The sequence below is a fragment of the Type-E symbiont of Plautia stali genome (genome assembly GCF_059731115.1).
On the sequence record NZ_AP035906.1, the window covers coordinates 1,377,080 to 1,400,134 of the forward strand.

At 56.9% G+C, this 23,055-nt stretch carries 19 protein-coding genes; 10 read left to right on the forward strand and 9 right to left on the reverse strand.

All coding sequences use genetic code 11. The annotated features are described in order from the left end of the window. The first annotated feature begins 2 nt into the window (after positions 1 to 2). Positions 3 to 971, forward strand: a complete 969-nt coding sequence (gene ybiB, locus AC6I8L_RS06255; RefSeq protein WP_058962203.1) for a DNA-binding protein YbiB — start codon at positions 3 to 5, stop codon at positions 969 to 971. Positions 972 to 1,260: 289 nt separating this feature from the next. Here ybiB and AC6I8L_RS06260 read toward each other — a convergent pair whose 3' ends face one another. The 3 genes from AC6I8L_RS06260 to hutH all read right to left on the reverse strand — a co-directional run bounded on the left by AC6I8L_RS06260 (position 1,261) and on the right by hutH (position 5,892). Further along, the gene (locus AC6I8L_RS06260) at positions 1,261 to 2,418 is read right to left on the reverse strand and encodes a M20 aminoacylase family protein (protein ID WP_058962204.1); all 1,158 of its coding nucleotides are present in this window, start codon (positions 2,416 to 2,418) and stop codon (positions 1,261 to 1,263) included. 224 nt (positions 2,419 to 2,642) lie between these two features. Continuing rightward, positions 2,643 to 4,328 carry a urocanate hydratase gene (hutU, locus tag AC6I8L_RS06265; RefSeq protein ID WP_058962205.1) on the reverse strand — a complete coding sequence of 562 codons (1,686 nt, stop codon included), beginning with the start codon at positions 4,326 to 4,328 and terminating at the stop codon, positions 2,643 to 2,645. 10 nt (positions 4,329 to 4,338) lie between these two features. Then, a complete protein-coding gene (hutH, locus tag AC6I8L_RS06270) occupies positions 4,339 to 5,892 on the reverse strand; it encodes a histidine ammonia-lyase (protein ID WP_058962206.1) in 1,554 nt (517 codons plus the stop codon). A 319-nt stretch (positions 5,893 to 6,211) separates the two neighbouring features. Here hutH and hutC point away from each other — a divergent pair, with 319 nt between their 5' ends. Next, on the forward strand, positions 6,212 to 6,967 hold the full coding sequence (hutC, locus tag AC6I8L_RS06275; RefSeq protein WP_034820947.1) for a histidine utilization transcriptional repressor HutC: 756 nt from the start codon (positions 6,212 to 6,214) through the stop codon (positions 6,965 to 6,967). Here hutC and AC6I8L_RS06280 read toward each other — a convergent pair. Together AC6I8L_RS06280 and AC6I8L_RS06285 are read right to left on the reverse strand one after the other, a co-directional pair. Next, positions 6,951 to 7,490 (reverse strand): HutD/Ves family protein, encoded by a 540-nt coding sequence (locus tag AC6I8L_RS06280; protein ID WP_058962207.1) that lies wholly within the window; start codon positions 7,488 to 7,490, stop codon positions 6,951 to 6,953. The two genes, hutC and AC6I8L_RS06280, sit on opposite strands and share 17 nt — an antisense overlap. Next, on the reverse strand, positions 7,487 to 8,842 hold the full coding sequence (locus AC6I8L_RS06285) for a formimidoylglutamate deiminase (RefSeq protein WP_058962208.1): 1,356 nt from the start codon (positions 8,840 to 8,842) through the stop codon (positions 7,487 to 7,489). Before AC6I8L_RS06285 ends, AC6I8L_RS06280 begins: the two co-directional genes overlap by 4 nt. An 85-nt stretch (positions 8,843 to 8,927) precedes the next feature. On the opposite strand from AC6I8L_RS06285, the gene hutI reads away from it, so the two are divergent. The 7 genes from hutI to AC6I8L_RS06320 all read left to right on the forward strand — a co-directional run bounded on the left by hutI (position 8,928) and on the right by AC6I8L_RS06320 (position 15,971). Beyond that, positions 8,928 to 10,145 (forward strand): imidazolonepropionase, encoded by a 1,218-nt coding sequence (gene hutI / locus AC6I8L_RS06290; protein ID WP_058962209.1) that lies wholly within the window; start codon positions 8,928 to 8,930, stop codon positions 10,143 to 10,145. After that, complete coding sequence (gene hutG / locus AC6I8L_RS06295; protein WP_058962210.1) at positions 10,142 to 10,933, forward strand: N-formylglutamate deformylase; 792 nt, start codon at positions 10,142 to 10,144, stop codon at positions 10,931 to 10,933. Before hutI ends, hutG begins: the two co-directional genes overlap by 4 nt. A gap of 431 nt (positions 10,934 to 11,364) precedes the next feature. Continuing rightward, the gene (locus AC6I8L_RS06300) at positions 11,365 to 12,216 is read left to right on the forward strand and encodes a transporter substrate-binding domain-containing protein (RefSeq protein WP_058962211.1); all 852 of its coding nucleotides are present in this window, start codon (positions 11,365 to 11,367) and stop codon (positions 12,214 to 12,216) included. Positions 12,217 to 12,228: 12 nt separating this feature from the next. Then, the gene (locus AC6I8L_RS06305) at positions 12,229 to 12,948 is read left to right on the forward strand and encodes an ABC transporter permease (RefSeq protein ID WP_034820926.1); all 720 of its coding nucleotides are present in this window, start codon (positions 12,229 to 12,231) and stop codon (positions 12,946 to 12,948) included. 11 nt (positions 12,949 to 12,959) lie between these two features. Next, entirely contained in the window at positions 12,960 to 13,688 is a 729-nt protein-coding gene (locus tag AC6I8L_RS06310) for an ABC transporter permease (RefSeq protein ID WP_034820924.1), read from the forward strand. A 1-nt stretch (position 13,689) separates the two neighbouring features. Further along, positions 13,690 to 14,490 (forward strand): ABC transporter ATP-binding protein, encoded by an 801-nt coding sequence (locus AC6I8L_RS06315; protein WP_034820922.1) that lies wholly within the window; start codon positions 13,690 to 13,692, stop codon positions 14,488 to 14,490. Next, the gene (locus tag AC6I8L_RS06320) at positions 14,487 to 15,971 is read left to right on the forward strand and encodes an HAL/PAL/TAL family ammonia-lyase (protein WP_058962212.1); all 1,485 of its coding nucleotides are present in this window, start codon (positions 14,487 to 14,489) and stop codon (positions 15,969 to 15,971) included. The genes AC6I8L_RS06315 and AC6I8L_RS06320 overlap by 4 nt, the downstream gene beginning before the upstream one ends. A 1,164-nt stretch (positions 15,972 to 17,135) precedes the next feature. On the opposite strand, the gene AC6I8L_RS06325 is transcribed toward AC6I8L_RS06320, so the two are convergent. After that, positions 17,136 to 17,765, reverse strand: coding sequence for a flavin reductase family protein (locus AC6I8L_RS06325; protein WP_038647961.1), 630 nt, complete (start codon positions 17,763 to 17,765; stop codon positions 17,136 to 17,138). Positions 17,766 to 17,999: 234 nt separating this feature from the next. Here AC6I8L_RS06325 and rlmF point away from each other — a divergent pair, with 234 nt between their 5' ends. After that, the gene (gene rlmF / locus AC6I8L_RS06330) at positions 18,000 to 18,926 is read left to right on the forward strand and encodes a 23S rRNA (adenine(1618)-N(6))-methyltransferase RlmF (protein ID WP_058961945.1); all 927 of its coding nucleotides are present in this window, start codon (positions 18,000 to 18,002) and stop codon (positions 18,924 to 18,926) included. Positions 18,927 to 19,202: 276 nt separating this feature from the next. Here rlmF and ybiO read toward each other — a convergent pair whose 3' ends face one another. The 3 genes from ybiO to glnP all read right to left on the reverse strand — a co-directional run bounded on the left by ybiO (position 19,203) and on the right by glnP (position 22,978). Continuing rightward, the gene (ybiO, locus tag AC6I8L_RS06335) at positions 19,203 to 21,437 is read right to left on the reverse strand and encodes a mechanosensitive channel protein (protein ID WP_236699787.1); all 2,235 of its coding nucleotides are present in this window, start codon (positions 21,435 to 21,437) and stop codon (positions 19,203 to 19,205) included. Between the two features lie 162 nt (positions 21,438 to 21,599). Further along, the gene (glnQ, locus tag AC6I8L_RS06340; RefSeq protein ID WP_058961947.1) at positions 21,600 to 22,322 is read right to left on the reverse strand and encodes a glutamine ABC transporter ATP-binding protein GlnQ; all 723 of its coding nucleotides are present in this window, start codon (positions 22,320 to 22,322) and stop codon (positions 21,600 to 21,602) included. Next, positions 22,319 to 22,978 (reverse strand): glutamine ABC transporter permease GlnP, encoded by a 660-nt coding sequence (gene glnP, locus AC6I8L_RS06345; RefSeq protein ID WP_038647949.1) that lies wholly within the window; start codon positions 22,976 to 22,978, stop codon positions 22,319 to 22,321. Before glnP ends, glnQ begins: the two co-directional genes overlap by 4 nt. Between the last annotated feature and the right edge of the window lie 77 nt (positions 22,979 to 23,055).

Here is a 23,055-nt window from a genome sequence, read left to right on the forward strand (position 1 = left end):
TGATGGAACTGAATAAAATTATCAAAGAGATTGGGCGCGGTAAGAACCACGCGCGCGATATCGATTTCGACACCGCCGTTGCACTTTACAGCGCGATGCTGGCGGATCAAGTACCCGAACTGGAACTTGGTGGTGTGCTGATCGCCCTGCGTATCAAGGGCGAAGGCGAAGAGGAGATGCGCGGTTTTTACCACGCCATGCAGCAGCAAATGATGCAGTTGCAGCCGCCCGCCAATCGCCCGATGCCAATTGTGATCCCCAGCTACAACGGCGCACGTCGTCAGGGCAATCTCACGCCGCTGTTAGCTTTACTATTAAGCAAACTCGGGTTTCCGGTGTTGCTGCACGGTGTGAGTGACGATCCAACCCGCATCACCACCGAAGCTGTACTGGCAGCGCTGGATATTGCGCCGGCCACCACTGCGCAGCAGGCACAAGCGAAACTGGAGAGCGGTGAGCTGGCGTTTATCACCATCGATCACCTGTGTGCACCGATGGCAAAACAGCTGTCGCTGCGCTGGCGTATGGGCGTGCGTAACAGCGCACATACGCTGGCGAAGCTGGCGACGCCGTTTACCGAACGTGCCGCGTTGCGTCTGGCGAGTGTTTCCCATCCGGAATATGTGCCGCGCGTCGGCAAGTTCTTCCAGGATATTGATGCACCCGCCATCCTGCTGAATGGCACCGAAGGTGAAGTGTATGCCAACCCACAACGCTGTCCGGCGATTAACTACATTGGCGGTGCGGGCGCAGAGGCGGAAGTGTGGGTAGAGCGCCAGCCAGAAATCAGCGTGGAACTGCCAGAAAGTAAAAATGCGCAAGACACTGCAGACTGGATCAAACAGGTGCTGGCCGGCGAACGTGCCGTGCCGCAGGCGCTGCGTTTACAGCTGGCGTGCTGCTTAGTGGCCACCGGGGAGTCAGCGACGCTGGATGAGGCGGAAACGCGATTGCAGCAAGCTGGGATCTGACGGGTAAATCAATACCCGCAGCCTTGGGTTGCGGGTCAAACGCACAGTCGAGAGAGGATATAAAATCAATCGTGCAATCGCGCAATCGTGCAATCGTGCATCGAGGGGTTTTGCGGGGTGGGTGCATAGCGGGCACGTAACCGATTCCCTTCAGCTTGAGTCGCGCCGTCGAATCTATTGCTGCCTGATACAATGCCGATTGAGATTGCTGGTTTTAGAAATCCGCCAGTCAGGCTTTAACCAACATGCCACCTCGATTGATATTCCTGGGTTACGCGAATCCTGCCAGTCAGGCTTTGACCAGCACGCTCTCCACCAGTTGCTGCCAGAAGCGGATACCAATCGGTATCAGATCATCATTGAAATCATAATGCGCGTTGTGCAATGGGGCGGAGGGGGATGCGCCATCGGCACCGAGCCAGAAGTAAGCACCCGGGCAGGATTCCAGCATACAGGCGAAATCTTCCGAGGCCATGGAGGGATTCACCTGCCAGTGCATCTGCGATTCACCTAACACGCGCTGGGCAACCTCGCGCACCTGTTCCGCTGGACCGGCATGGTTGGCGGTGACGGGATAACCCGAATACCAGTGAATCTCGCCGCTGACGCCAAACGGGCGCGGCAGGGTAGTGACAAAATCTTCAATCAGACTGCGCACGCGGTCACGTACGTCAGTCTGCAAACATCGCACCGTACCACGCAGCACAATCTGCTCGGGAATCACATTGATCGCCTCACCGCCGTGGATCTGCGTCACGCTTACCACCGCTGACGCCAGCGGTGACAAACGGCGTGACGGAATGGTTTGCAGCGCCATGATCAGCTCTGCTGCCACCACCATCGGGTCGGCACCGCTCTCCGGCATCGCCGCATGACAGCTTTTGCCGTTCAGGGTGATTTCAAAGGAATCGAGCGAGGCCATCATCGCACCTGGATTCACCGCCAGCGAGCCCACCGGCAAACCTGGCCAGTTGTGCATGGCGTACACCGCATCCATTGGGAAACGGGTAAACAAACCTTCTTCCACCATTTTCCGCGCACCGCCAAGATTCTCTTCCGCGGGCTGAAAGAGGAAGTGCACCGTGCCTTTGAAGTTGCGCGTCGCGGCCAGTTGGCAGGCCGCCGCGAGCAGAATGGCCGTGTGTCCGTCGTGACCGCAGGCGTGCATCACGCCGGGACGGGCAGATTTCCACTCCGGCGCGCCTTTTTCGGTAATCGGCAACGCGTCCATATCAGCGCGTAAACCAATCACCGGGCCTGGGCCGTTTTCCAGTGTGCCAATCACGCCAGTGCCTGCCAGGCCACGGAACACCTGTAACCCTGCTTCAGCGAGCACGTTCGCAACCAGTTCACTGGTTTGTTGCTCCTGATAACCGAGTTCAGGATGTTGGTGTAACTGACGACGCCAGTTCAGGGCGTTTTCCAGCAGGACGGCAGGCAGGCTCATAAAGTAAGGCTCTCCATCAGCAGCAATGGCTGCGATTTCTCTGACACGTAACGTGATGTCTCCACTGTAGTGGTAAGCGCAGGGCGGCGTCTATCGTGGAAAGGAATAATTTGGCTATAGGGTATAGCGGAATGGAATATAGCAGCGGGGGCGCTCGGTCGGCATACCTGCATGCCGACCTTACACATGTGGAGAAAGGTGCGCAGTCATGCGCACCGGGAAATTTACTTCTGCATCGGCAGGTTCAAGCCATGTTCTTTCGCGCAGCTCTGCGCCAGTTCATAGCCTGCATCCGCGTGACGCATCACGCCGGTTGCCGGGTCATTCCACAGCACACGGCCAAGGCGCGCGTCGGCTTCGGCAGTGCCGTCGCAGACAATCACCACGCCGGAATGCTGCGAGAAGCCCATGCCGACGCCGCCGCCGTGATGCAGGCTAACCCAGGTCGCGCCGCCTGCGGTGTTTAGCAGGGCATTCAGCAGCGGCCAGTCGGAGACAGCATCCGAACCGTCTTTCATCGCTTCAGTTTCACGGTTTGGTGAGGCGACGGAACCACAGTCCAGGTGGTCACGGCCGATGACGATAGGCGCTTTCAGTTCACCGTTGCGCACCATTTCGTTGAATGCCAGTGCGGCTTTATGGCGCTCGCCCAGTCCCAGCCAGCAGATGCGCGCTGGCAGTCCCTGGAAGGCAATACGTTCCTGCGCCATGTCGAGCCAGCGGTGCAGGTTCTTGTGCTCCGGGAACAGCTCCTTCAGCTTGGCATCGGTTTTGTAGATATCCTCTGGATCGCCTGACAGCGCCACCCAGCGGAACGGACCTTTTCCTTCGCAGAACAGCGGGCGAATATAGGCGGGTACGAAGCCCGGGAAATCAAAGGCGTTTTTCACCCCTTCATCCAACGCTACCTGACGGATGTTGTTACCGTAATCCACGGTCGGCACGCCCATATGATGGAAGTCGAGCATGGCCTGCACATGCACCGCCATTGACGCGCGAGCGGCTTTTTCGACCGCTTTAGGATTGCTGACGCGCTCGGCCTGCCAGCGATCCAGATCCCAACCCACTGGCAGATAGCCATTGATTGGATCGTGTGCAGAAGTCTGATCGGTGACGATATCCGGCTTCATGCCACCCGCTTCGGCGCGCTTCACCAGCTCCGGCACGATTTCCGCAGCGTTGCCCAGCAGGCCAACGGAAATTGCCTGCTTCGCTTTGGTGGCTTTCTCAATCAGATCCAGCGCTTCGTCTAAGGTATAAGCTTTATGGTCAACGTAACGGGTGCGCAGACGGAAATCGATGCGGGATTCCTGGCATTCAATCGCCAGCACGCTGGCACCGGCCAGTACGCCCGCCAGCGGTTGTGCGCCGCCCATGCCGCCCAGGCCTGCTGTCAGGATCCAGCGACCGCTCAGATCGCTGTCATAATGCTGGCGACCGGCTTCGGCGAAGGTCTCAAAGGTGCCCTGCACAATGCCCTGTGCACCGATGTAGATCCAGGAACCGGCGGTCATCTGGCCGTACATCATCAGGCCGGCTTTATCCAGCTCGTGGAAATGATCCCAGTTAGCCCAGTGTGGCACCAGGTTAGAGTTAGCCAGCAGCACGCGAGGTGCATCGGCATGAGTACGGAACACGCCCACTGGTTTACCCGACTGGATCAGCAGGGTTTCTTCAGGCTGCAACGCACGCAGTGAACGCAGAATCTGCTCAAAGCACTCCCAGTTACGCGCGGCTTTACCGATACCGCCGTATACCACCAGATCTTCCGGGCGCTCGGCCACATCAGGATCGAGGTTGTTCTGGATCATGCGGTAAGCCGCTTCAATCAACCAGTTCGCACAATGCAGTTCGTTACCGCGCGGCGCACGGATTTCACGGGCAACAGCCTGAGATAAAGTTTCGCTCATCATCAATTCCTTAAAGGGAAGGTGAACGCTGGCTTGGCAGCAGCGCAGTCAAAGATTCAGGCCAGGCGTGACTGCTGGCCCACAGACGCATGGATTCGATATCCGGCGCCATTAAACGGTCTTGATCAAGGAAGGCAACGCTCTCGCGGATGCGACTCATCTCTTGTTCCAGCGCAGTCGAGCTTTGCAGTGGACGATGGAAGTCGATGCCTTGCGCCGCAGCCATGGCTTCAATGCCGACCACGGCAGCGGTGTTAAAGCACATATCACCGAGGCGACGCGCGGCGTAGGTGGCCATCGACACGTGATCTTCCTGGTTCGCAGAGGTCGGCAGGCTATCCACGCTACCCGGATGCGCCAGCGATTTGTTTTCAGAAGCCAGTGCGGCAGCGGTGACCTGAGCAATCATAAAGCCAGAGTTCACTCCACCATCGCGCACCAGGAATGGCGGCAGGCCTGAGAGACCGGTATCCAGCAACAGGGCCATACGGCGCTCGGAAATCGCGCCAATTTCGGCAATCGCCAATGCGATGATATCGGCGGCAAACGCCACAGGCTCGGCGTGGAAGTTACCGCCCGAAATCACATCACCGCTTTCACTGAACACCAGCGGGTTATCAGAGGCCGCGTTGGCTTCGATTTGCAATACACGCGCCGCATGGCTGAGGTTGTCTAAACACGCGCCCATCACCTGAGGAACGCAGCGAATCGAGTAGGGATCCTGCACGCGACCACAATTGGTATGTGAGCTGAGGATTTCACTGCCTTCCAGTAAGGAAGAAACGGCAGCGGCCACCGCGATTTGCCCGTGCTGACCGCGCGCCTGATGAATACGTGCATCGAAAGGTTTTACCGAGCCTTTGATCGCTTCCAGTGACAGCGCGCCGGCCATCAGACCTGCGGCGAACAGGTTCTCAGCTTCAAACAGGCCACGCAGTGCCAGGGCGTTGGAAACCTGGGTGCCATTCAGCAGTGCCAGACCTTCTTTCGGTCCCAGCACAATCGGCTGCAGGCCGACGCGTGCCAGCCCTTCGGTGGCAGGAATCAGTCCTCCGTCAACGCGTACCTGGCCTTCGCCCAGCAACATCAGTGACAGATGGGCCAGCGGGGCTAAATCGCCGGATGCGCCAACCGAACCTTTTTCCGGGATACACGGCATCACACCAGCATTAAACAGCGCCAGCAGGGCTTCGATTAACTGGATACGTACGCCGGAGTGACCGCGTGCCAGGCTGATGATTTTGGTGGCGACCACTAAGCGCGTGACGTTATCGGGCAGTAAATTGCCCAATCCCACGCTGTGTGACAGCACCAGATTACGCTGCAACTCTGCCAGACGCTCAGCAGGAATCTGTGTCTGTGCCAGTTTGCCGAAGCCAGTGTTGATGCCGTACACCACTTTGCCTGATGCCACGATGGCATCGACGGTTTCATTCGCGCGATCGATGGCCGCACGAGCGTCATCCGCTAACGTGAGCGTCACCTTGCTTTGATAAATCGCCCGCAAGGTCGCGAGGTCCACTTCACCGGGAACGAGGCGAATTTCCTGAACCGAACCTGACATAGTCTACTCCTGTCTATACAAGTGATCGGGTGCTACCTGCAAGCCCTGGGTTTGCGATGTGGCATGGGGTAGCACCATTGAATGAGCTGAGTGAAGCATAAGTGTCTAATCTTGTCTATACAAGTAGCAAGGGCTGTGCCAGATTGATTGGATTCTGTGAAATGCGCCGCAATGCGGGATGTGTCATCCAGCCGCAGCCGCATTGCACCGAAACAGGGAGAACGCTGCACTGTTAACGGGCTGTCTGCACAATTGGATGTATATACATTTACGTGCTGAGACAGTAAACTTTGGGCATTATTCGGAAAAGGAACAGGATATGGCGGAGCAAACGGCAATAGCGCAGCTGGCCGCAGCGATGGGCGATGAGCCAGCACCGATTTATCAGCGCGTGAAACAGGCGATCGTCAGCCAGATCCGTGAAGGTCACTGGAAAGCGAATCAACGCGTACCGTCCGAAAGCGAACTGGTTAACGAACTGGGCGTGAGCCGCATGACCATTAACCGCGCGCTGCGTGAACTCACCAGCGAAGGGTTCCTGGTGCGTATGCAGGGTGTGGGCACCTTTGTCGCGGAGATGAAGGGTTACACCGCGATGCTGGAAGTGCATAACATCGCCGATGAAATTGCCCAGCGCGGTCATCGCCACAGCTGCAAAATTTTGTCGATTGGGCAGATGAAGGCCGATCCAGAACAGGCCGCTGTGTTGGGCTTATCCACCGGGCAGACGCTGTATCATTCGTTGATTGTGCATTACGAAAACGATATGCCGGTGCAACTGGAAGATCGTCTGGTCAACCCGCTGGTGGCGCCGGATTACCTCAGTCAGGATTATCATCAACTGACGCCCTACACCTATTTGATGCGTGTGGCGCCGTTGACCGCCGGTGAGCATATTGTGGAAGCGGTGCTGCCCGATTTGCGCCAGCGTAAACATCTGGCGCTGGATGAGCACGAACCCTGCTTGTTGATTCGTCGGCAGACCTGGAGCGACAACAAGATTGTGACTTACGCGCGCCTGCTCTATCCAGGCTCGCGCTATAAGTTACTGGGTCGTTTCAGAGGACACGGCTAAGCGCCACAAATAGCAGGCTGGCATCCGAGGTTCGCGGTGCCAGCTGCGTCTCTTCATCCAGCCACCACATTCCCTGATTAACCGTGATGCGTTTGCCGTCCGTACTCTGCCATTCGCCGGATAATACCCACGCGACACCGTGTTGGCTGGTAGCGGCGTGTTGCACAACCTCCACCTGTGCCTGCCAACTGTCGCGGCGCGTCATGATATTGAAATCCTGACAGCTGCCGCTGATCTGTGCCTCAATCGACCATTCACCGGGAAACGCCCATGGCTGATGCGGCAACAACGCGTGCTCGACGTTCTCGCTGCGCAGCACCACGCTATCGCCATTCAGCAGCGTGATCACACGATCGATACCGGGGAACGGCGAGAAAGGTCCGTCAGCATCGATGGTGGCAATACTGGCGCGCCAGCCAAACTCTGCCTCACCTGGCGGAAAGCTGACGATTTCACGCGTTTCGCCGCCGCCGTTGCGCCAGCGGCTCACGGGCAGCTGGCTGTAGTCGAAATACGTTCTCATTGCAGTGCACTCATGGCCTGGGCGAAGCGCGCGGCTGCGGCTTCTTCAGCGGGATGATGGCCCTCGCTGATCACCTGATTACCGGCAACAAACACATCGCGGATCTGGGTTTGCGTACCGCCAAACAGCCAGCGGTTAAGAAGTGATGCTGAACTCACGCTGCCCAGGAAGGCATCGTTTTCCAGCACCAGCCAGTCGGCGCGTTTACCCACCGCCAGTTCACCGGTGTTAATCGCGCATGCCTGTGCCCCGCCTTGTGCCGCCTGCTGCCACAGCAGATCGCCCACAGAAGGCTGATGGGGCAGGGTGATACGATTGCGACGGCGATCGCGCAGGCGCTGACCGTACTCCAGCCAGCGCAGCTCTTCCTGCGCGCTGAGCGATACATGGCTGTCCGAGCCAATGCCCCAGCGTCCACCCTGGGTAATGTATTCCACCGCCGGGAAGATGCCGTCGCCCAGATTGGCTTCGGTGGTCGGACAGAGTCCGGCAATCGCACCGCTGGCCGCCATGCGTTGGATTTCGCTGTCGTCCAGATGGGTGGCATGAATCAGGCACCAGCGCTGATCCACTTCAAACCGATTATACAGCCAGGCAACCGGACGTTCACCGCTCCACGCCAGACTGTCATTCACCTCTTTTTCCTGCTCCGCCACATGAATATGCACCGGCACATCAGCAGCGCTGGCGGCCAGCACTTCACGCATCTGGGTTTCATTCACCGCGCGCAGCGAGTGGAAACAGATGCCATGATTAAGCAGTGGTTTATTGGCGCTCCATTGCGCTGCGCGTTGCTGTTGCTGCAAATAAGCCTCCGTTTGCTGGATAAAACGGCGCTGGCCATCGCTGGCGGGTTGCGATCCAAATCCGCTGAAGCTGTAAAGCACCGGCAGCAACGTCTGACCGATCCCGGCCGTCTCGGCGGCGGCAATCAGGTTGAGCAGCATCGCGTCATCGGCATAGGGTTTGCCCTGCGCATCGTGATGCAAGTAGTGGAATTCCGCCACCTGGCTATAGCCGCCTTTCAGCATATCGATGTAGAGATGGGTGGCGATATCGCCGACCTGCTCAGGCGACAGGCGCTGCACCATGCGGTACATCAGATCGCGCCAGGTCCAGAAGCTGTCCTGCGGATCGCCCGCCACTTCAGCCAGCCCGGCCATGGCGCGCTGGAAGGCGTGCGAATGCAGGTTAGCGATAGCAGGGATCACCGGGCCAGCAAGGCGAGTGGCGCAGCCTGGCGTGCTGTCAGGGGTAAGTTCAGCAATCTGTCCGGATGCGTCAGTGGTAATCAATACGTCTTCATGCCAGCCGTCGGCCAGCAGCGCGCGTGGGGCAAAAAAAACGGCCATGGTTGATCCTTTAGGGCGGAAAGTTGTATATACATATACATACTTTGAGACGCACTGTAAATCGTCAGACGTGAAGGGGAGTGGGATGGCAGAAGCGAAGCAGATCGACAGCCTGTGGCTGGGGGCCGATATCGTCACCATGCGAGACGGGCACTATAACCTGATTGACGACGGTGCGCTGGCGGTGGATAACGGCGAGCTGATTTGGGTAGGACCGCGTAGTGAACTGCCGGATTTTGCCCCGCGTACGCAGCAGCAATTTGACGGTGGCATCATCACGCCAGGTTTAGTCGATTGCCATACGCATCTGGTGTTTGGCGGCGATCGCAGCCAGGAGTTCGAACAGCGTCTGAACGGCGTCAGCTATGCCGAGATCGCAGCGCAGGGCGGCGGTATTCTCTCCACGGTGCGTGCTACCCGCGCGGCATCACAGCAGGAGTTGGTGGCAAGCGCGCGCTGGCGTCTGGATCGATTGCTGGCAGAAGGCGTCACTACAGTGGAGATTAAATCGGGTTATGGCCTCGATGAAACCAGCGAGCTGACCATGCTGCGCGCCATCCGCGAACTGGCGGAAACGGTGCCCGCCGATGTGCTCTCCACCTGTCTGGCCGCACACGGCTTCCCGCCCGAGTTTAAAGAAAACCCACAGGGCTGGATCGATATCATCTGCAATCGCCTGTTACCGCAGGTGAAGGCGGAAGGGCTGGCGGATGCGGTCGATGCCTTCTGCGAACATCTGGCCTTCTCCCCTGAGCAGGTTAGCGCGGTGTTTGATCAAGCCAAAGCGCTGGGGATGCCGGTCAAACTGCACGCTGAACAGTTGTCCGCGCTCGGCGGTGCCACGCTGGCGGCCGAATACGGCGCCTTGTCTGCCGATCATCTTGAATACGCCACCGAAGCCGATGCGCAGGCGATGGCGCAGCACGGCACCGTTGCGGTGTTGCTGCCGGGCGCGTTCTATCTACTGCGCGAGACGCAACGCCCGCCGGTGGATCTGTTCCGCAAACACGGCGTGCCAATGGCGCTGGCCAGCGATGCCAATCCCGGTACTTCTCCGGCGCTGTCGCTGCGTCTGATGTTGAATATGGGCTGTACGCTGTTTGGCATGACCCCGGAAGAAGCGCTGGCGGGTGTGACCTTATGGGGCGCGAAAGCGCTGGGATTACAGCATTCGCACGGTTCGCTGGAGGTCGGGAAGGTAGCGAACTTTGTACACTGGCCGCTGGCACGTCCGGCAGAACTGGTTTACTGGTTGGGCGGCGAGTTGCCGTGCCAGGTTATTTATCGTGGAGAAGCGCAATGACACCTTTTCATTTCACCGCCGGTAAGCTGCCGCTGCTGGTCAGCATCCCGCATGCGGGCACCCAGTTAACGCCTGAAGTGGATGCCGGATTAAGCGACGCGGCACGCGGTTTGCCGGATACCGACTGGCACATTCCGCTGCTGTACGATTTTGTGCGCGATTTAGGGGCCAGCGTGCTGGTTGGCCACTACTCACGTTTTGTCATCGACCTGAATCGTCCGCCGGATAACCAGCCGTTGTACACCACCGCCACCACCGGCCTCTATCCTGAGACGCTGTTTGACGGTACGCCAACCTTCGTCGAGGGGAAAACCCCCAGCGCCGCCGCGCGTCAGGGTTATCTCGATAATATCTGGCAGCCGTATCACCAGCAGATCCAGCAAGAGCTGGCGCGACTGAAAGCGGAACACGGTTATGCGTTGCTGTTTGATGCCCACTCCATTGCTTCGGTGATTCCACGCTTGTTCGACGGCCAGTTGCCGGATATCAACATTGGCACCAACAGCGGTGAGAGTTGCTCGGAGGCGGTGATCGAAGCGATCAAAGAGGTATGTGCCGCACAAAGCAATTACAGCTGGGTAGTCAATGGCCGTTTCAAAGGCGGTTATATCACGCGTGCTTACGGTCAGCCGCAGCAGGGCGTACAGGCCGTGCAGCTCGAACTGGCGCAGCTGAATTACATGGATGAAACCCCGCCGTTTGCCTGGCAGCAGGATCGCGCCGCGCAGCTGCAGAAAGTGTTGAAACCGATGATGCAGGAATTTTTACAGGCCGGAAAGCCGCGTTAATCGCCTGAGTCGTATGGCAAGACGTCGTGCTTGCCAGGGCTGATTTGCATCAGACTGCCACCTTTAAAGGTGGCAGTTTTTTATGGGTGTTGAAGTGCAAACTCATGCCACGCGCCATCCGCATCTCGCTTCCATCTTAAACCCTGTCATCCCCATAACAGTGCAATCGCGCCCCAAAAATGTGCACCCACACGTCCACACCGTGACCATTCCCTGATTCCGCCGCCTCTGCCGATCTGGCACACCGCTTGCTAGGTTGTATGTACAAGTAAAGACCACGTGGTAATTATCACTTTTTATTCTGGCTGGCTCACAAAAAGCTTATGCCGACAATGATCTGCCGCAAGCTAACTTGTATATACATGAAATGTCATCTGCGCTGTATCAGCCAACAGAGACAGCCAATTCGATTAATGACCAGGAGAAGCCGCATGACGCACCGTGCCCCGATTCGCCGTTTTTGCCTCACGACCCTGTTTGCCAGCCTGATGATCAGCGGTGTTGCTGTACAGGCCAAAGAGTGGAAATCGATCACCATCGCTACCGAAGGCAGCTATGAACCCTGGAACCTGACGCTGCCGGGCGGCAAGTTAGGCGGCTTTGAACCTGAACTGATGGAAGACTTGTGTAAGCGCATGGGCATCCAGTGCAAGCTGGTGGTGCAAAACTGGGACGGCATGATCGCCGGACTGAATGCTGGCAAATATGACGTGATCATGGATGCCATCGTCATCACGCCGGACCGCAAAAAAGTGGTTAATTTTACCGTGCCTTACGCGTCGACTCCCGCCACCTTTATCACCACCAAAGACAGTCCGCTGATGCCGGCCGATCACAACATCATCAAGCTGCATGACGATGAGAAAGAGATCAACACCGCGATTGCACCACTGAAAGCGGCGTTAAAAGGCAAAACCATTGGTATCGCGTCCGGCACGGTTTACACGCCCTTTATTGATAAGTACTTCAAAGATGTCGCCGACGTGCGCGAATACACTTCCTCAGCAGATGCGATTCTCGATCTTCAGGCGGGGCGTATTGATGCGGTGTTCGACGATGTGACCTTCGCCCAATCGATGCTGGCGCGCAAAGAGAACAGTAACCTGACCTTCAGTGGCCCGCAGTTGGGTGGCCCGATTTGGGGTGAGGGCGAGGCGATGGGCGTGCGCATGGCTGACAACGATCTGAAAGCCAAACTCGACGAGGCCATTAAAGGCGCACTGGCCGATGGCACCGTGAAAAAGCTGAGTGAGAAGTGGTTTAAAACTGACGTAACCCCGTAAGTGAGGTGAAAGATGATGAGCCTGCTGAGTTTTGGTGCTGATGGCTGGGGCCGCCTGATTTTGGGGGCTGCCTTCACCACGCTGCTGCTGTCGCTGGCGGCGTTGATGATTGGCGCGGTGGTCGGTTCCGGCGTGGCGGCAGCGAAACTGTCGCCGCAGCGCTGGGTTCGCTGGTTGGGTGAAGCCTATTCCACGGTGTTTCGCGGCATCCCGGAACTGCTGGTGATCTACCTGTTCTATTTTGGCGGATCGGGCCTGATTACCCTGGTGGGACAGATGTTTGGCGCGGATGGTTTTATCGAAGCGCCGCCGTTCCTGATTGGTGCACTGGCTATCGGGCTCATCTCTGGATCCTATCAAGGTGAGGTGTATCGTGCGGCGCGTCTGGCGCTGGCCAAAGGTGAAGTGGAAGCGGCAGTCGCGATCGGTATGCCGCGCTGGCGTATTGCCCAGCGCATTTTGCTGCCGCAGATTGTGCGCTATGCGCTGCCAGGCATGTCAAATGTCTGGCAGATGAGCCTCAAAGATTCGGCGCTGGTGTCGGTGACCGGCATCGTCGAGCTGATGCGTGCCAGCCAGGTGGCGGCGGGATCCACGCGCGATTACTTCACTTTCTATCTGATTGGCGGTGGCTGCTATCTGGTGCTGACGCTGCTGTCTAATCATGCGTTCCGCCGGGCAGAGTCTCGCCTTGGACGCGCGTGGCAAAGTCGCACTGCGGCACAGCATTAAGGAGCAGCAGTATGATTGACTTCGCCTTTCTGACCGATACCTTTCTCAAGCTGAGCGCCGCGCTGCCGGTGACGCTCGGCCTATTTATCAGTGCCTTTCTCTGCGGTGGCATTCTCGCTATCGGCATTCTGTCACTGCGCATGAGCCGCTGGCGGGTGCTGAGCGGCTTTGCGCGCGGCTACATTCTGGTGTTTCGCGGCTCACCGCTGCTGATCCAACTGTTCCTGATCTATTACGGATTAGGGCAATTTGGCGTGATCCGCCATAGCTTTGTCTGGCCGTTCCTGCGCGAGCCCTTTACCTGCGCGGTATTGGCACTGTCGCTGTGCACCGCGGCTTACACCGCTGAAATCCTGCGCGGTGCCTTGCTGGCGGTGCCGCCCGGACAGGTCGAAGCCGGGTTGGCCTGCGGCATGTCGCGCTGGCTGCTACTGCGTCGCATCATCGCGCCCATCATGCTGCGTTATGCATTGCCCGCGTATTCCACCGAAGCGATCCTGCTGGTGAAGTCCACGGCGCTGGCCAGTCTGGTTACTGTGTGGGATGTCACTGGTGTGGCGCAGCAGATCATTCAGCGTACCTATCGCACCATGGAAGTGTTTATCTGCGCCGCCGCCATTTATCTGATCCTCAACTTTATTATCGTCCAGCTTTACGCGTTGTTAGAACGCCGTTTAACCCCGGTGCATCGCGTTGAAAAAAAGCCGTTACCCGCCGTTAAACCGCTTGCCGGAGAGTGATATGCAATCCACATCCCCCGTAACCTTAAGCGCCACCGATATCCATAAATCCTTTGGCGCAATGGAAGTACTGAAAGGCATTTCGCTGCAGGCGCATCAAGGCGATGTTATCTCAATTCTCGGCGCCAGCGGCTCGGGTAAAAGTACCTTATTGCGCTGTATCAACCTGCTGGAAACGCCGGATGCTGGCGTGGTGAGCGTCGGTGGTGAAACCATTGAGATGAAGCGCCATGCGCGTGGTCATCAGCTGGCGGCCAATCCTAAACAGATAGAGCGTTTGCGCTCGCGTCTGGGCATGGTGTTCCAGAGTTTTAACCTGTGGTCGCACATGACGGTGCTGCAAAACGTGATTGAAGGGCCGCACTATGTTCTGAAGCGCGATAAGAAAAGCTGCATCGCTCAGGCGGAGCAGTTGCTGGATCGCGTTGGCCTGTTGAATCGCAAAGATTTTTATCCGGCACAGCTTTCCGGCGGCCAGCAGCAGCGTGTGGCGATTGCCCGCGCACTGGCGATGGACCCGGAAGTGATGCTGTTTGATGAGCCAACCTCAGCACTTGATCCCGAGCTGGTGGGCGAAGTATTGAAAGTGATGCGCAGCCTGGCGGAAGAGGGGCGCACCATGTTGGTGGTGACGCACGAAATGGGCTTTGCGCGTAACGTTTCCAACCGGGTGGTGTTTATGCATCAGGGGACCATTGATTGTCAGGGGACGCCAGAAGAGATGTTTGGCGCACAAGGCTCGCAGCGCTTTAAGCAGTTTATCTCCAGCCATCAGAGCCATCACACGGAGCAACCAGCATGACATTAGTGTGGGGCGATGAAACGCTTTCCTGGCAGGATGTCGTGCAGGTGGCACGGCACAATGCCGAACTGACGTTAAGCGCCAGCGCCTGGCAGCGTATTGCTCAGGGGCGTGAGATCGTCGAGCAGATTGTGGCCAGCGGGCATATCGCTTATGGCATCAATACCGGGCTGGGGGCGCTGTGCAATATCACTTTGCCGGAAGTGCAGCTGAGCCAGTTGTCACGTAATACGCTATTGAGTCACGCTTGTGGCGTGGGCCCATTACTGGCGCGTGAACAGGTGCGTGCCATTCTGTGTGCGGCGATTGCGAACTATAGCCATGGCAAATCGGGCGTCTCCGTGGCACTGGTGCAGCATTTGCTGGCGCTGCTGAATCATCAGATTACGCCGCAGGTGCCGTCGCAAGGTTCAGTGGGCTATCTCAGCCATATGGCGCATATCGGACTCGCGCTAATTGGCGTGGGCGATGTTGAGTATCAGCAACAGATCGTGTCTGCAGAGCAAGCGCTGGCGCAGGCTGGATTAACGCCTTATCGACCTGGCGCGAAAGAGGGCTTGAGCCTGGTGAACGGCACGCCGTGTATGACCGGGTTGTCTTGTCTGGCGCTGGATGATGCGATGCGCTTGCTGGATTGGGCCGACGTGACCGGCGCAATGAGCTTTGAGGCGCTGCGCGGGCAGTTAGTGGCGTTTGATGCCGAAGTGATTGCGCTGAAAGCCAGTCCTGGCATGCAAGTGAGTGGCCTGCGTTTGCGTCAGTTGCTGAGCGACAGCCCACTGCTGGCAAAAAGCGTGGGTGTGCGCACGCAGGATGCGTTGAGCTTACGCTCGATGCCGCAGGTGCACGGTGCCAGCCGCGATCAGTTTGATCACGCGGCGCGCCAGGTGAATACCGAGTTGAATGCCTGTACCGATAATCCGTTGGTACTCGGCACCGTGGATAACTGGCGTGTGGTGTCGCAGGCCAATCCGCACGGTGAATCGGTGGCGATGGCGGCCGATTTACTGGCCATTGCCATGGCGGAGGTTGGCAGCATTGCGGAGCGACGTCTGGATCGTTTAGTGAATCCACTGGTCAGCGGTTTACCGGCGTTCCTGGTGGCGCAGCCGGGCGTGAATTCCGGCATGATGATTGCGCAGTACGTGGCGGCGTCGTTGTGTGCGGAGAACCGTCAGTTGGCACAACCGGCGGTGCTGGATAATTACGTGACCTCGGGTTTGCAGGAGGATCATCTTAGCTTGGGTACGGGAGCTGCGTTGAAACTGCTGAAGCTGGTGGGGAATGTGTGGCAGATTCTGGCGATTGAGTATTTGCTGGCGGCGCAGGCGCTGGATTTCCATGGCGAGGCGGAGTTGGCGGAAGGGACGAAACAGGCGTTGCGCCGTTTGCGGGCAGAGGTGGCGAACTGGCAGGAAGATCGCTGGCTGGCACCGGAAATTGCCCGTGCGGTTGAGGTGATGAAGAACGGTGCTAGTTGAGAGCCTTTAAGTTATGCTTAACTGCTTAACTGCTTAACTGCTTAACTGCTTAACTGCTTAACTGCTTAACTGCTTAACTGCTTAACTGCTTAACTGCTTAACTGCTTAACTGCTTAACTGCTGAATGCATGTGGGTGCGGGCCGTAGCACCTCTGCTGCTGCCGGGCAGTCCTCGCGCCGCTGGCGCGGTGCCCTCGGCTTCCACGTCGTGCCGACGGAACGTTCGGGGATCGACCATCCCTGGTCGGCCCCGAACTGATCCACGCATCCCTGCGTGGATCTCCTGGCCCAACGTAAAAGCCTCAGCGCTGCGGATAGCCCTTGCAGCATCAGAGGTGCTACGGCCTCAAATATTGTGCCCCTTTCAACAGCATTCACTTGAGCTCATCAGCAGATTGTAAAATTTGGGTCATCCCTGCGTGGATCTCCTGGCCCAACGTAAAAGCCTCAGCGCTGCGGATAGCCCTTGCAGCATCAGAGGTGCTACGGCCTCAAATATTGTGCCCCTTTCAACAGCATTCACTTGAGCTCATCAGCAGATTGTAAAATTTGGGTCATCCCTGCGTGGATCTCCCGGCCCAATGTAAAAGCTTCAGCGTTGCGGATAGCCCTTGCAGCATCAGAGGTGCTACGGCCACTAACACTTGTGCGGTATTTATCAACTCGCATTCAAGTTTGTGAGCCAATGTGAGCTCTTATTGGTTGAAGTTTATGAGTCGGCTGATGCTCTCATTAGCATCACAAATTCAATCTTATGGACAGAAATAAGCTTGGTGACAAACACACTGAAGATTATGGGAATGAAAGTGCCTTTAACAAAACGCATGAAAGTTTATGAGCAGGCTGGGGGCGCAGGGGGGCAGGCAATCCGCAGCGCCGAGCAGAGTGAGTCTGCCAGGATAGCCCGCAGGACGCGGGCGAAAGGCGGGGCGGCACAGGGATGTGCCATCCCCGCCGTTCCGTGAGGCAGACGAACGAAGTGAGGGAACCGCGTCAGCGGCGCGAGGACGCCAGACCCCCTGCGCCCCCAGCCAGCGTTAACTCGGTTTTAAGCCAACCCGCATTTCAGTCAGCAATCCAAACTTGTGTTTCAAACTGCATTCAAACTGCATTCGAACCCGCAGTCCAACCCGCAGTCCAACCGTAACCGTCAACCCACAAAATTTAACCGCGGCGCGCATCCGGGCGCACCAAATCAAACCGCAAATCCTCACTGATGCCGTAATACGCCGATGGGCCGCCGGCTCGCAGAATAGGTTGTGCCTTAGCGGTCTGGTAAATGCCATCTTCCAGCAGCGTCTCATCAATATGAATTGCCACCACTTCACCCAACACCAGCCAACTCTCCAGTTCAGTGCCTTGCACATCCTGCAGGCGAATCAGCTGCGTCAGACGGCACTCAAAGTTCACCGGGCTCTCTGCCACCATACTGACGTTCACGTGCGAGGCGGCAATCGGCGTCAATCCCGCCAGCGCGAACTCATCTTGTTCAGGCGGTACTGACGCAGAGCTTTCATTCATCGCTTCGGCAAGCGGGCGCGTGGCCAGATTCCAGACGAATTCTTTGCTTTCACTGATATTGCGCACACTGTCTTTCCAGCCGCTGCTGGCAAAACCAATAATCGGCGGATGATAGTTAAAGCAGTTAAAGAAACTGTACGGGGCCAGGTTGCGCTGGCCACTGGCGCTCAGCGAACTCACCCAGCCAATCGGGCGAGGACCAACAATGGCGTTCAGCGGATCGTGTGGCAAACCATGCCCGCTCCTTGGCTGATAAGTATAACGTTGTCGCATTAGCGCTCCTGGCTCGTCTGTTAAACTTCGCACCGCAACGCTGTTATGGCATTCCTGTCGCTATCATCAGGAAACGCTAGCGGATGACCATAACGGCAGCTTGCTGCAGCACGAATTATTTTGGACTCAATTTTGGGATATCAGGTTTAAATGCAATACAGATAATCGTGTAAGCGGATTGTGCGATGCCGCCATCCAGCGTATCTTACGCCCGCGCTACTATCCGGAGAATCTATGAACAAGCCAACCGCCACCTCGCCATTCCATCCCCGTAATCGCCATCAGGGCCGTTATGATTTTGCTGCTCTGACCGCGGCTCATCCGCCGCTGGCGGTGAAAGTCCGTCCAAATGGCTACGGCGAGTTGTCGGTGGATTTTGCCGATCCTGAAGCGGTAATGCTGCTCAATCAGGCGCTGATTAAGCTGTTTTATAACCTGAACTGGCAGCTACCGGAAGGCTACCTGACGCCACCCGTACCGGGCCGTGCTGACTATGTGCATGCGCTGGCTGATTTGCTGGCCAGTGACAACGGCGGCAAAGTGCCACGCGATGTCGATGTGATGGATATCGGTTGCGGGGCAAATCTTATTTATCCATTGATCGGGCATGCGGAGTACGGCTGGCGCTTTACCGGCACCGATATCACGGCGGAAGCCATCACGGCGGCAAACCAGATTGTCGCGAGCAATCCCGGCTTGCAGCGCGGCGTGCGTCTGCGTCGTCAGAAAGACGAGTCCGCCATTTTCGCCGGTGTGGTGCACAAAAATGAACGCTATCATGCGGTGCTGTGTAATCCACCGTTCCACGGTTCGGCGCAGGAAGCGGCGATGGTCGGTCAGCGCAAAACGCGAAATCTGGGCTTAGGCAAAGATGCACCGCTTAACTTTGGCGGTCAACACAAGGAACTGTGGTGCGAGGGCGGCGAGCGCCAGTTCGTGGGTAAGATGATCGATGAAAGCGTGGCTTATGCCGACCGCATTGTCTGGTTTACCTCACTGGTTTCGCGCAAAGAGAACCTGCCTGCGTTGCGCGATCAGTTGCGCGATCTCGAGGTTGAGGAAGTGCGCATCATCGAGATGGCACAGGGGCAGAAACAGAGCCGCTTTATCGCCTGGACATTCCTGCCGCCAGCCGCGCGCACTAAACGCTTCGCGCGCTGAACCAGCGAATCCTGAGGCCACATTCCACATTGTGTCGTTAGTGGGTGCGAACTCGGGATCGCTCATTTAAATACTTGTGCTGAATCGTACGGACTCAAGACCGTAGTCCACATCGGTTGAACATTGAGGCGAGCACTGGAAATTTCCCACTTGAGTTCTCGCGTTGAGACTGACGGTTAAAGGCTGCAGCCTGCATGTGTTCGGATGCAGGGGCGAGTCTTAGCCCGCGAATGTAAGCGTTTAATCCGGTGTCCTAAGGTTTCAACCAACGTGTTTTTATGATGGATTGGGCGGCGGCAGCGCTGCCAGCGTGGCCGCGGAACCCACATCGTTGCCTGTCTGCATCACTTCCACCGTCTGATGCGGCGCTTTAATCCCTGCAGCATCAAAATGCTTCTTCACCTTGTCATCCAGCGCAAAACGCACTGTCCACTGCTTCAGCGGTTGGGTGGTAAACGACACGCGCACGGTAAAGGACTGGTTGGTCAGGCCCACCAGTCCGGAAAAACTCGGTTCGCCAATCACCATGCCGCGAATATCCGGATTCTCCAGCAACTCCTTCACCGCTGCCTGCAAGGTCGCATTCACACGCTCGGTGTCTTCACTGCGGTCTACATCATAGTTGGCGACAAACGAGCCAATACCGCGCACAAAGTTGGCGAAAGTGGTAATCGAAGACCACGGAATGATGTGATATGCGCCGGTATCCTGACGCACGCCGACGGAGCGAATTGACATGCGCTCCACCGTGCCGGTGATCGGGCCAATGGTCACCAAATCGCCGGTGTTCATGCCGTTCTCAAACTGAATAAAGATACCGGTGATAATATCCTTCACCAGTGTTTGCGAACCGAACGACACCGCCAGACCGAGCGCCCCGGCACCCGCCAGCAGCGGCGCGATGTTAACACCCACTTCTGACAGCAGAATCATAATGGTGATGGTGCTGATCACCACCGCCAGCGCATTACGGAATAGCGTCAGTAAGGTACGCGTACGTGCGCTGGGCATCGGCCTTCCGTGTGAATCCGAAGCCAGACGGCTTTCGATCAGGCTGGCCAGCAGCGTCCAGCCGATGGCGGAGAGCAGCAAAATCATCACGATACGAATCAGCACATCCACCATTTTCTGCCCGGCTCCCAGCGTGAGCCAGTGCCAGAGATCAAACAGATTCCAGGCATTGAGCAGCAGCAATAGCGTGGCGAACACGGTGATCACACGCGCCAGTTTTAGCAGCGCTTTGACCCAATCATTGACGCGTTTTTGCAGTTCCGGATAGTTACGGCGCAGATCCGGCGACAGCGTCAGCGTTTTGCCAATCCAGCGCGTTAGCATGCCGGAAATCAGCGCGGCGATAACAATAATCGCCATGCTGCGCACCGTGGCCGACATCATAAACTTCAGACTGTCACCCGGATTGAAGATCGAGAACAGGAACAGCGCGATAAAGTAGGCACTCGCCAGCCAATGCCACACCATACCAAAGGCGCGGATAAACAAGGCAAAGAAGCTCATACTGCGATCGGCCAAACGCGATAACTCGTCGTGGATATTGCGTCGGTTGCGGAAAATCAGCCACAGCGCCCAGCCAGTCATGATGCACATGATCAACACATTCACCAACGCAGCGATTTGCATATTCACCTGATTGCCGACAATCGGCACCACCACGAGCAAACCATAACCGATGATGCCGCTGAGCCAGCTAAGACGTGTGTTCCAGTAAGCGGCACGCACATCGGAAAGATGAAAGAAGCGCAGGGTGGGGAAGCGTGGGCAGAATATCAATCGCAACACCGCTTTGAAAAACTCAATCAACGCGAAGGCATTGAGGAATAGCCCCTGCTGATAGGCAATGGTGCGGTTGTTGTTGTGGTAGTTGTCACTGATGATCTGACCAACAAACAGCGTCAGCGCCAGAAGCACTAAGTCGAGAAGAAAGGCGACGATAATGGCGGCAGGCAGATGCAGCCACTTGGTGCGATCCAGATTATGATTGCGCCCCCAGCGGCCCATGCGCTGCCACACGGGATACATCATCAGCCGCGTGAACCAGTAGAAAGCAAAAACGGCAGCGGCGAGCCCGGCGAAATACTTCAGTGCATTGAAGAAGGTTTGCTGATTAAAGGATTTGTGCGGCGCGTTAACGATGTTGTCGTGCAAACGGACAAACTGCGAGGCAACGGCGCCTCCATATTCGCGTGTAACGTTGGTGACGCTCTCCAGTACCGTGGGATCTTCCTGTTCGGCCTGCGGTGGAGCCAATACCGGCTGTTCATTATTGGCTTTGCTGGTGGCGGCCTGACGCAACTGATCGATCAGTTCCTGACGCGAGTCGTTATTTTCCAGAATATTGGCCAGCGCGGCATAAGCGGCTTTTTTATCTTCCAGCGTTGGCTCACCTGCAGCGGGGGTGCTGGCAGCGGGCGTTGACGTTTGCTGAGCGGCGACGGCGGCCTGCGGTAGATTGACCGCGTTTGCGGTGGGAACGAGGAACAGACAGATCAGCATCCATATGGTAGGGCACCATGATGGGCGGGCAAACGACATGACCTTCTCCTTGAGCAACGCACAACGGCACAAGAGAAAAAGTATAGTCAGTGATGGAAGGTGAAGATTCTGAAAGGAAATTTCTTTACGGAAGAAGAGGCGGCTTTACAGCCGCCTCGGCATTTATGACACGTGCTGCAGGAACTCACGCAGACGATCGCTCGGTGGGTTGGTGATCAACTCATCCGGATTGCCATCTTCCGCGATGGTGCCTTTATCAATGAAGATCAGACGCGAAGCCACTTTCTGAGCAAAGCCCACTTCGTGCGTTACGATGACCATCGTCATGCCTTCTTCGGCCAGATCCTGCATCACCTTGAGCACTTCATGGCGCAGTTCAGGATCGAGTGCAGAGGTTGGCTCATCAAACAGCATCATCTTCGGTTTCACCGCCAGCGCACGAGCAATGGCAACACGCTGCTGCTGACCACCGGACAGTTCGGCAGGGAAGTGGTGCGCACGCTCGGCGAGGCCGACTTTACCCAACAGTTCATGTGCCAGTTTCTGTGCGTCGTCCTTCTTCGCACCGCGCACGCGAATCGGGCCGAAAGCCACGTTATCCAGCGCACTCATCTGCGGGAACAGATGGAACTGCTGGAATACCATGCCCGCTTCCTGACGAATCAGACGCTCATCGACTTTAGGATCGTTAACTTTCATGCCATCAACGATCAGGTCACCGGTAGTGATCTCTTCCAGCTTGTTGATGCAGCGCAGCAGGGTCGATTTACCTGAGCCAGATGGCCCGATAATCACCACCACTTCGCCCTGATTGATCTTCAGGTTGATGTCATGCAGGACTTTGGTCTGGCCGAAGTTTTTAGAGACGTTTTTAAATTCAATCACAGGATTTTCACCTTCTTCTCAATACGGCGCAGTACAAAGCTCAACACCAACGTAATAACCAAATAGATAATCGCAACGGCACTCCAGATCTCCAGCGCGCGGAAGTTTCCGGCGATGATTTCCTGGCCCTGACGGGTCAGTTCCGCCACGCCGATCACGATAAACAGCGAGGTATCTTTGATACTCACGATCCACTGGTTACCGAGCGGCGGCAGCATACGACGCAGTGCCAACGGCATGATGACGTAACGTAAGGTTTCACGGCGGGAAAGACCCAGCGCCAGGCCTGCTTCACGGAAGCCTTTGTTGATCGACAGCACGGCACCACGCGTGATTTCCGCGATATAGGCACCGGAGTTAATCATGATGGTGACCACGGCGGCGGTAAACGGATCGATACGCAGGTCCGGGAAGGCCATCGGTAAGGCGAAGTAAATAAACATCACCTGCACCACGATTGGTGTACCGCGGATCAGCTCGATAAACACCAGCGCGATATTATTGGCGATCCATCCGCCGTACGCGCGCGCGAAACCGGCGACTAAACCAATGATTAACCCGCCAATTAAGCCGAGTACGGAAATTATCAGGGTCATTTTGGCGCCTTCGATCAAAATCGGCAGGGCTGGCCAAATGACGCTCCAGTCAAACTCCATGGTGTAACTCCAAAATCTGTTGCAATGGAAATGTAAAAAGCAGGGAGACTAAGCTCCCTGCTGGAAAAATCGGCTTA

Coding starts and splice junctions, on each gene's coding strand:
- ybiB (WP_058962203.1), top strand. CDS start 3: ATGGAACTGAATAAAATTATCAAAGAGATTGGGCGCGGTAAGAACCAC.
- AC6I8L_RS06260 (WP_058962204.1), bottom strand. CDS start 2,418: ATGAGCCTGCCTGCCGTCCTGCTGGAAAACGCCCTGAACTGGCGTCGT.
- hutU (WP_058962205.1), bottom strand. CDS start 4,328: ATGAGCGAAACTTTATCTCAGGCTGTTGCCCGTGAAATCCGTGCGCCG.
- hutH (WP_058962206.1), bottom strand. CDS start 5,892: ATGTCAGGTTCGGTTCAGGAAATTCGCCTCGTTCCCGGTGAAGTGGAC.
- hutC (WP_034820947.1), top strand. CDS start 6,212: ATGGCGGAGCAAACGGCAATAGCGCAGCTGGCCGCAGCGATGGGCGAT.
- AC6I8L_RS06280 (WP_058962207.1), bottom strand. CDS start 7,490: ATGAGAACGTATTTCGACTACAGCCAGCTGCCCGTGAGCCGCTGGCGC.
- AC6I8L_RS06285 (WP_058962208.1), bottom strand. CDS start 8,842: ATGGCCGTTTTTTTTGCCCCACGCGCGCTGCTGGCCGACGGCTGGCAT.
- hutI (WP_058962209.1), top strand. CDS start 8,928: ATGGCAGAAGCGAAGCAGATCGACAGCCTGTGGCTGGGGGCCGATATC.
- hutG (WP_058962210.1), top strand. CDS start 10,142: ATGACACCTTTTCATTTCACCGCCGGTAAGCTGCCGCTGCTGGTCAGC.
- AC6I8L_RS06300 (WP_058962211.1), top strand. CDS start 11,365: ATGACGCACCGTGCCCCGATTCGCCGTTTTTGCCTCACGACCCTGTTT.
- AC6I8L_RS06305 (WP_034820926.1), top strand. CDS start 12,229: ATGATGAGCCTGCTGAGTTTTGGTGCTGATGGCTGGGGCCGCCTGATT.
- AC6I8L_RS06310 (WP_034820924.1), top strand. CDS start 12,960: ATGATTGACTTCGCCTTTCTGACCGATACCTTTCTCAAGCTGAGCGCC.
- AC6I8L_RS06315 (WP_034820922.1), top strand. CDS start 13,690: ATGCAATCCACATCCCCCGTAACCTTAAGCGCCACCGATATCCATAAA.
- AC6I8L_RS06320 (WP_058962212.1), top strand. CDS start 14,487: ATGACATTAGTGTGGGGCGATGAAACGCTTTCCTGGCAGGATGTCGTG.
- AC6I8L_RS06325 (WP_038647961.1), bottom strand. CDS start 17,765: ATGCGACAACGTTATACTTATCAGCCAAGGAGCGGGCATGGTTTGCCA.
- rlmF (WP_058961945.1), top strand. CDS start 18,000: ATGAACAAGCCAACCGCCACCTCGCCATTCCATCCCCGTAATCGCCAT.
- ybiO (WP_236699787.1), bottom strand. CDS start 21,437: ATGCTGATCTGTCTGTTCCTCGTTCCCACCGCAAACGCGGTCAATCTA.
- glnP (WP_038647949.1), bottom strand. CDS start 22,978: ATGGAGTTTGACTGGAGCGTCATTTGGCCAGCCCTGCCGATTTTGATC.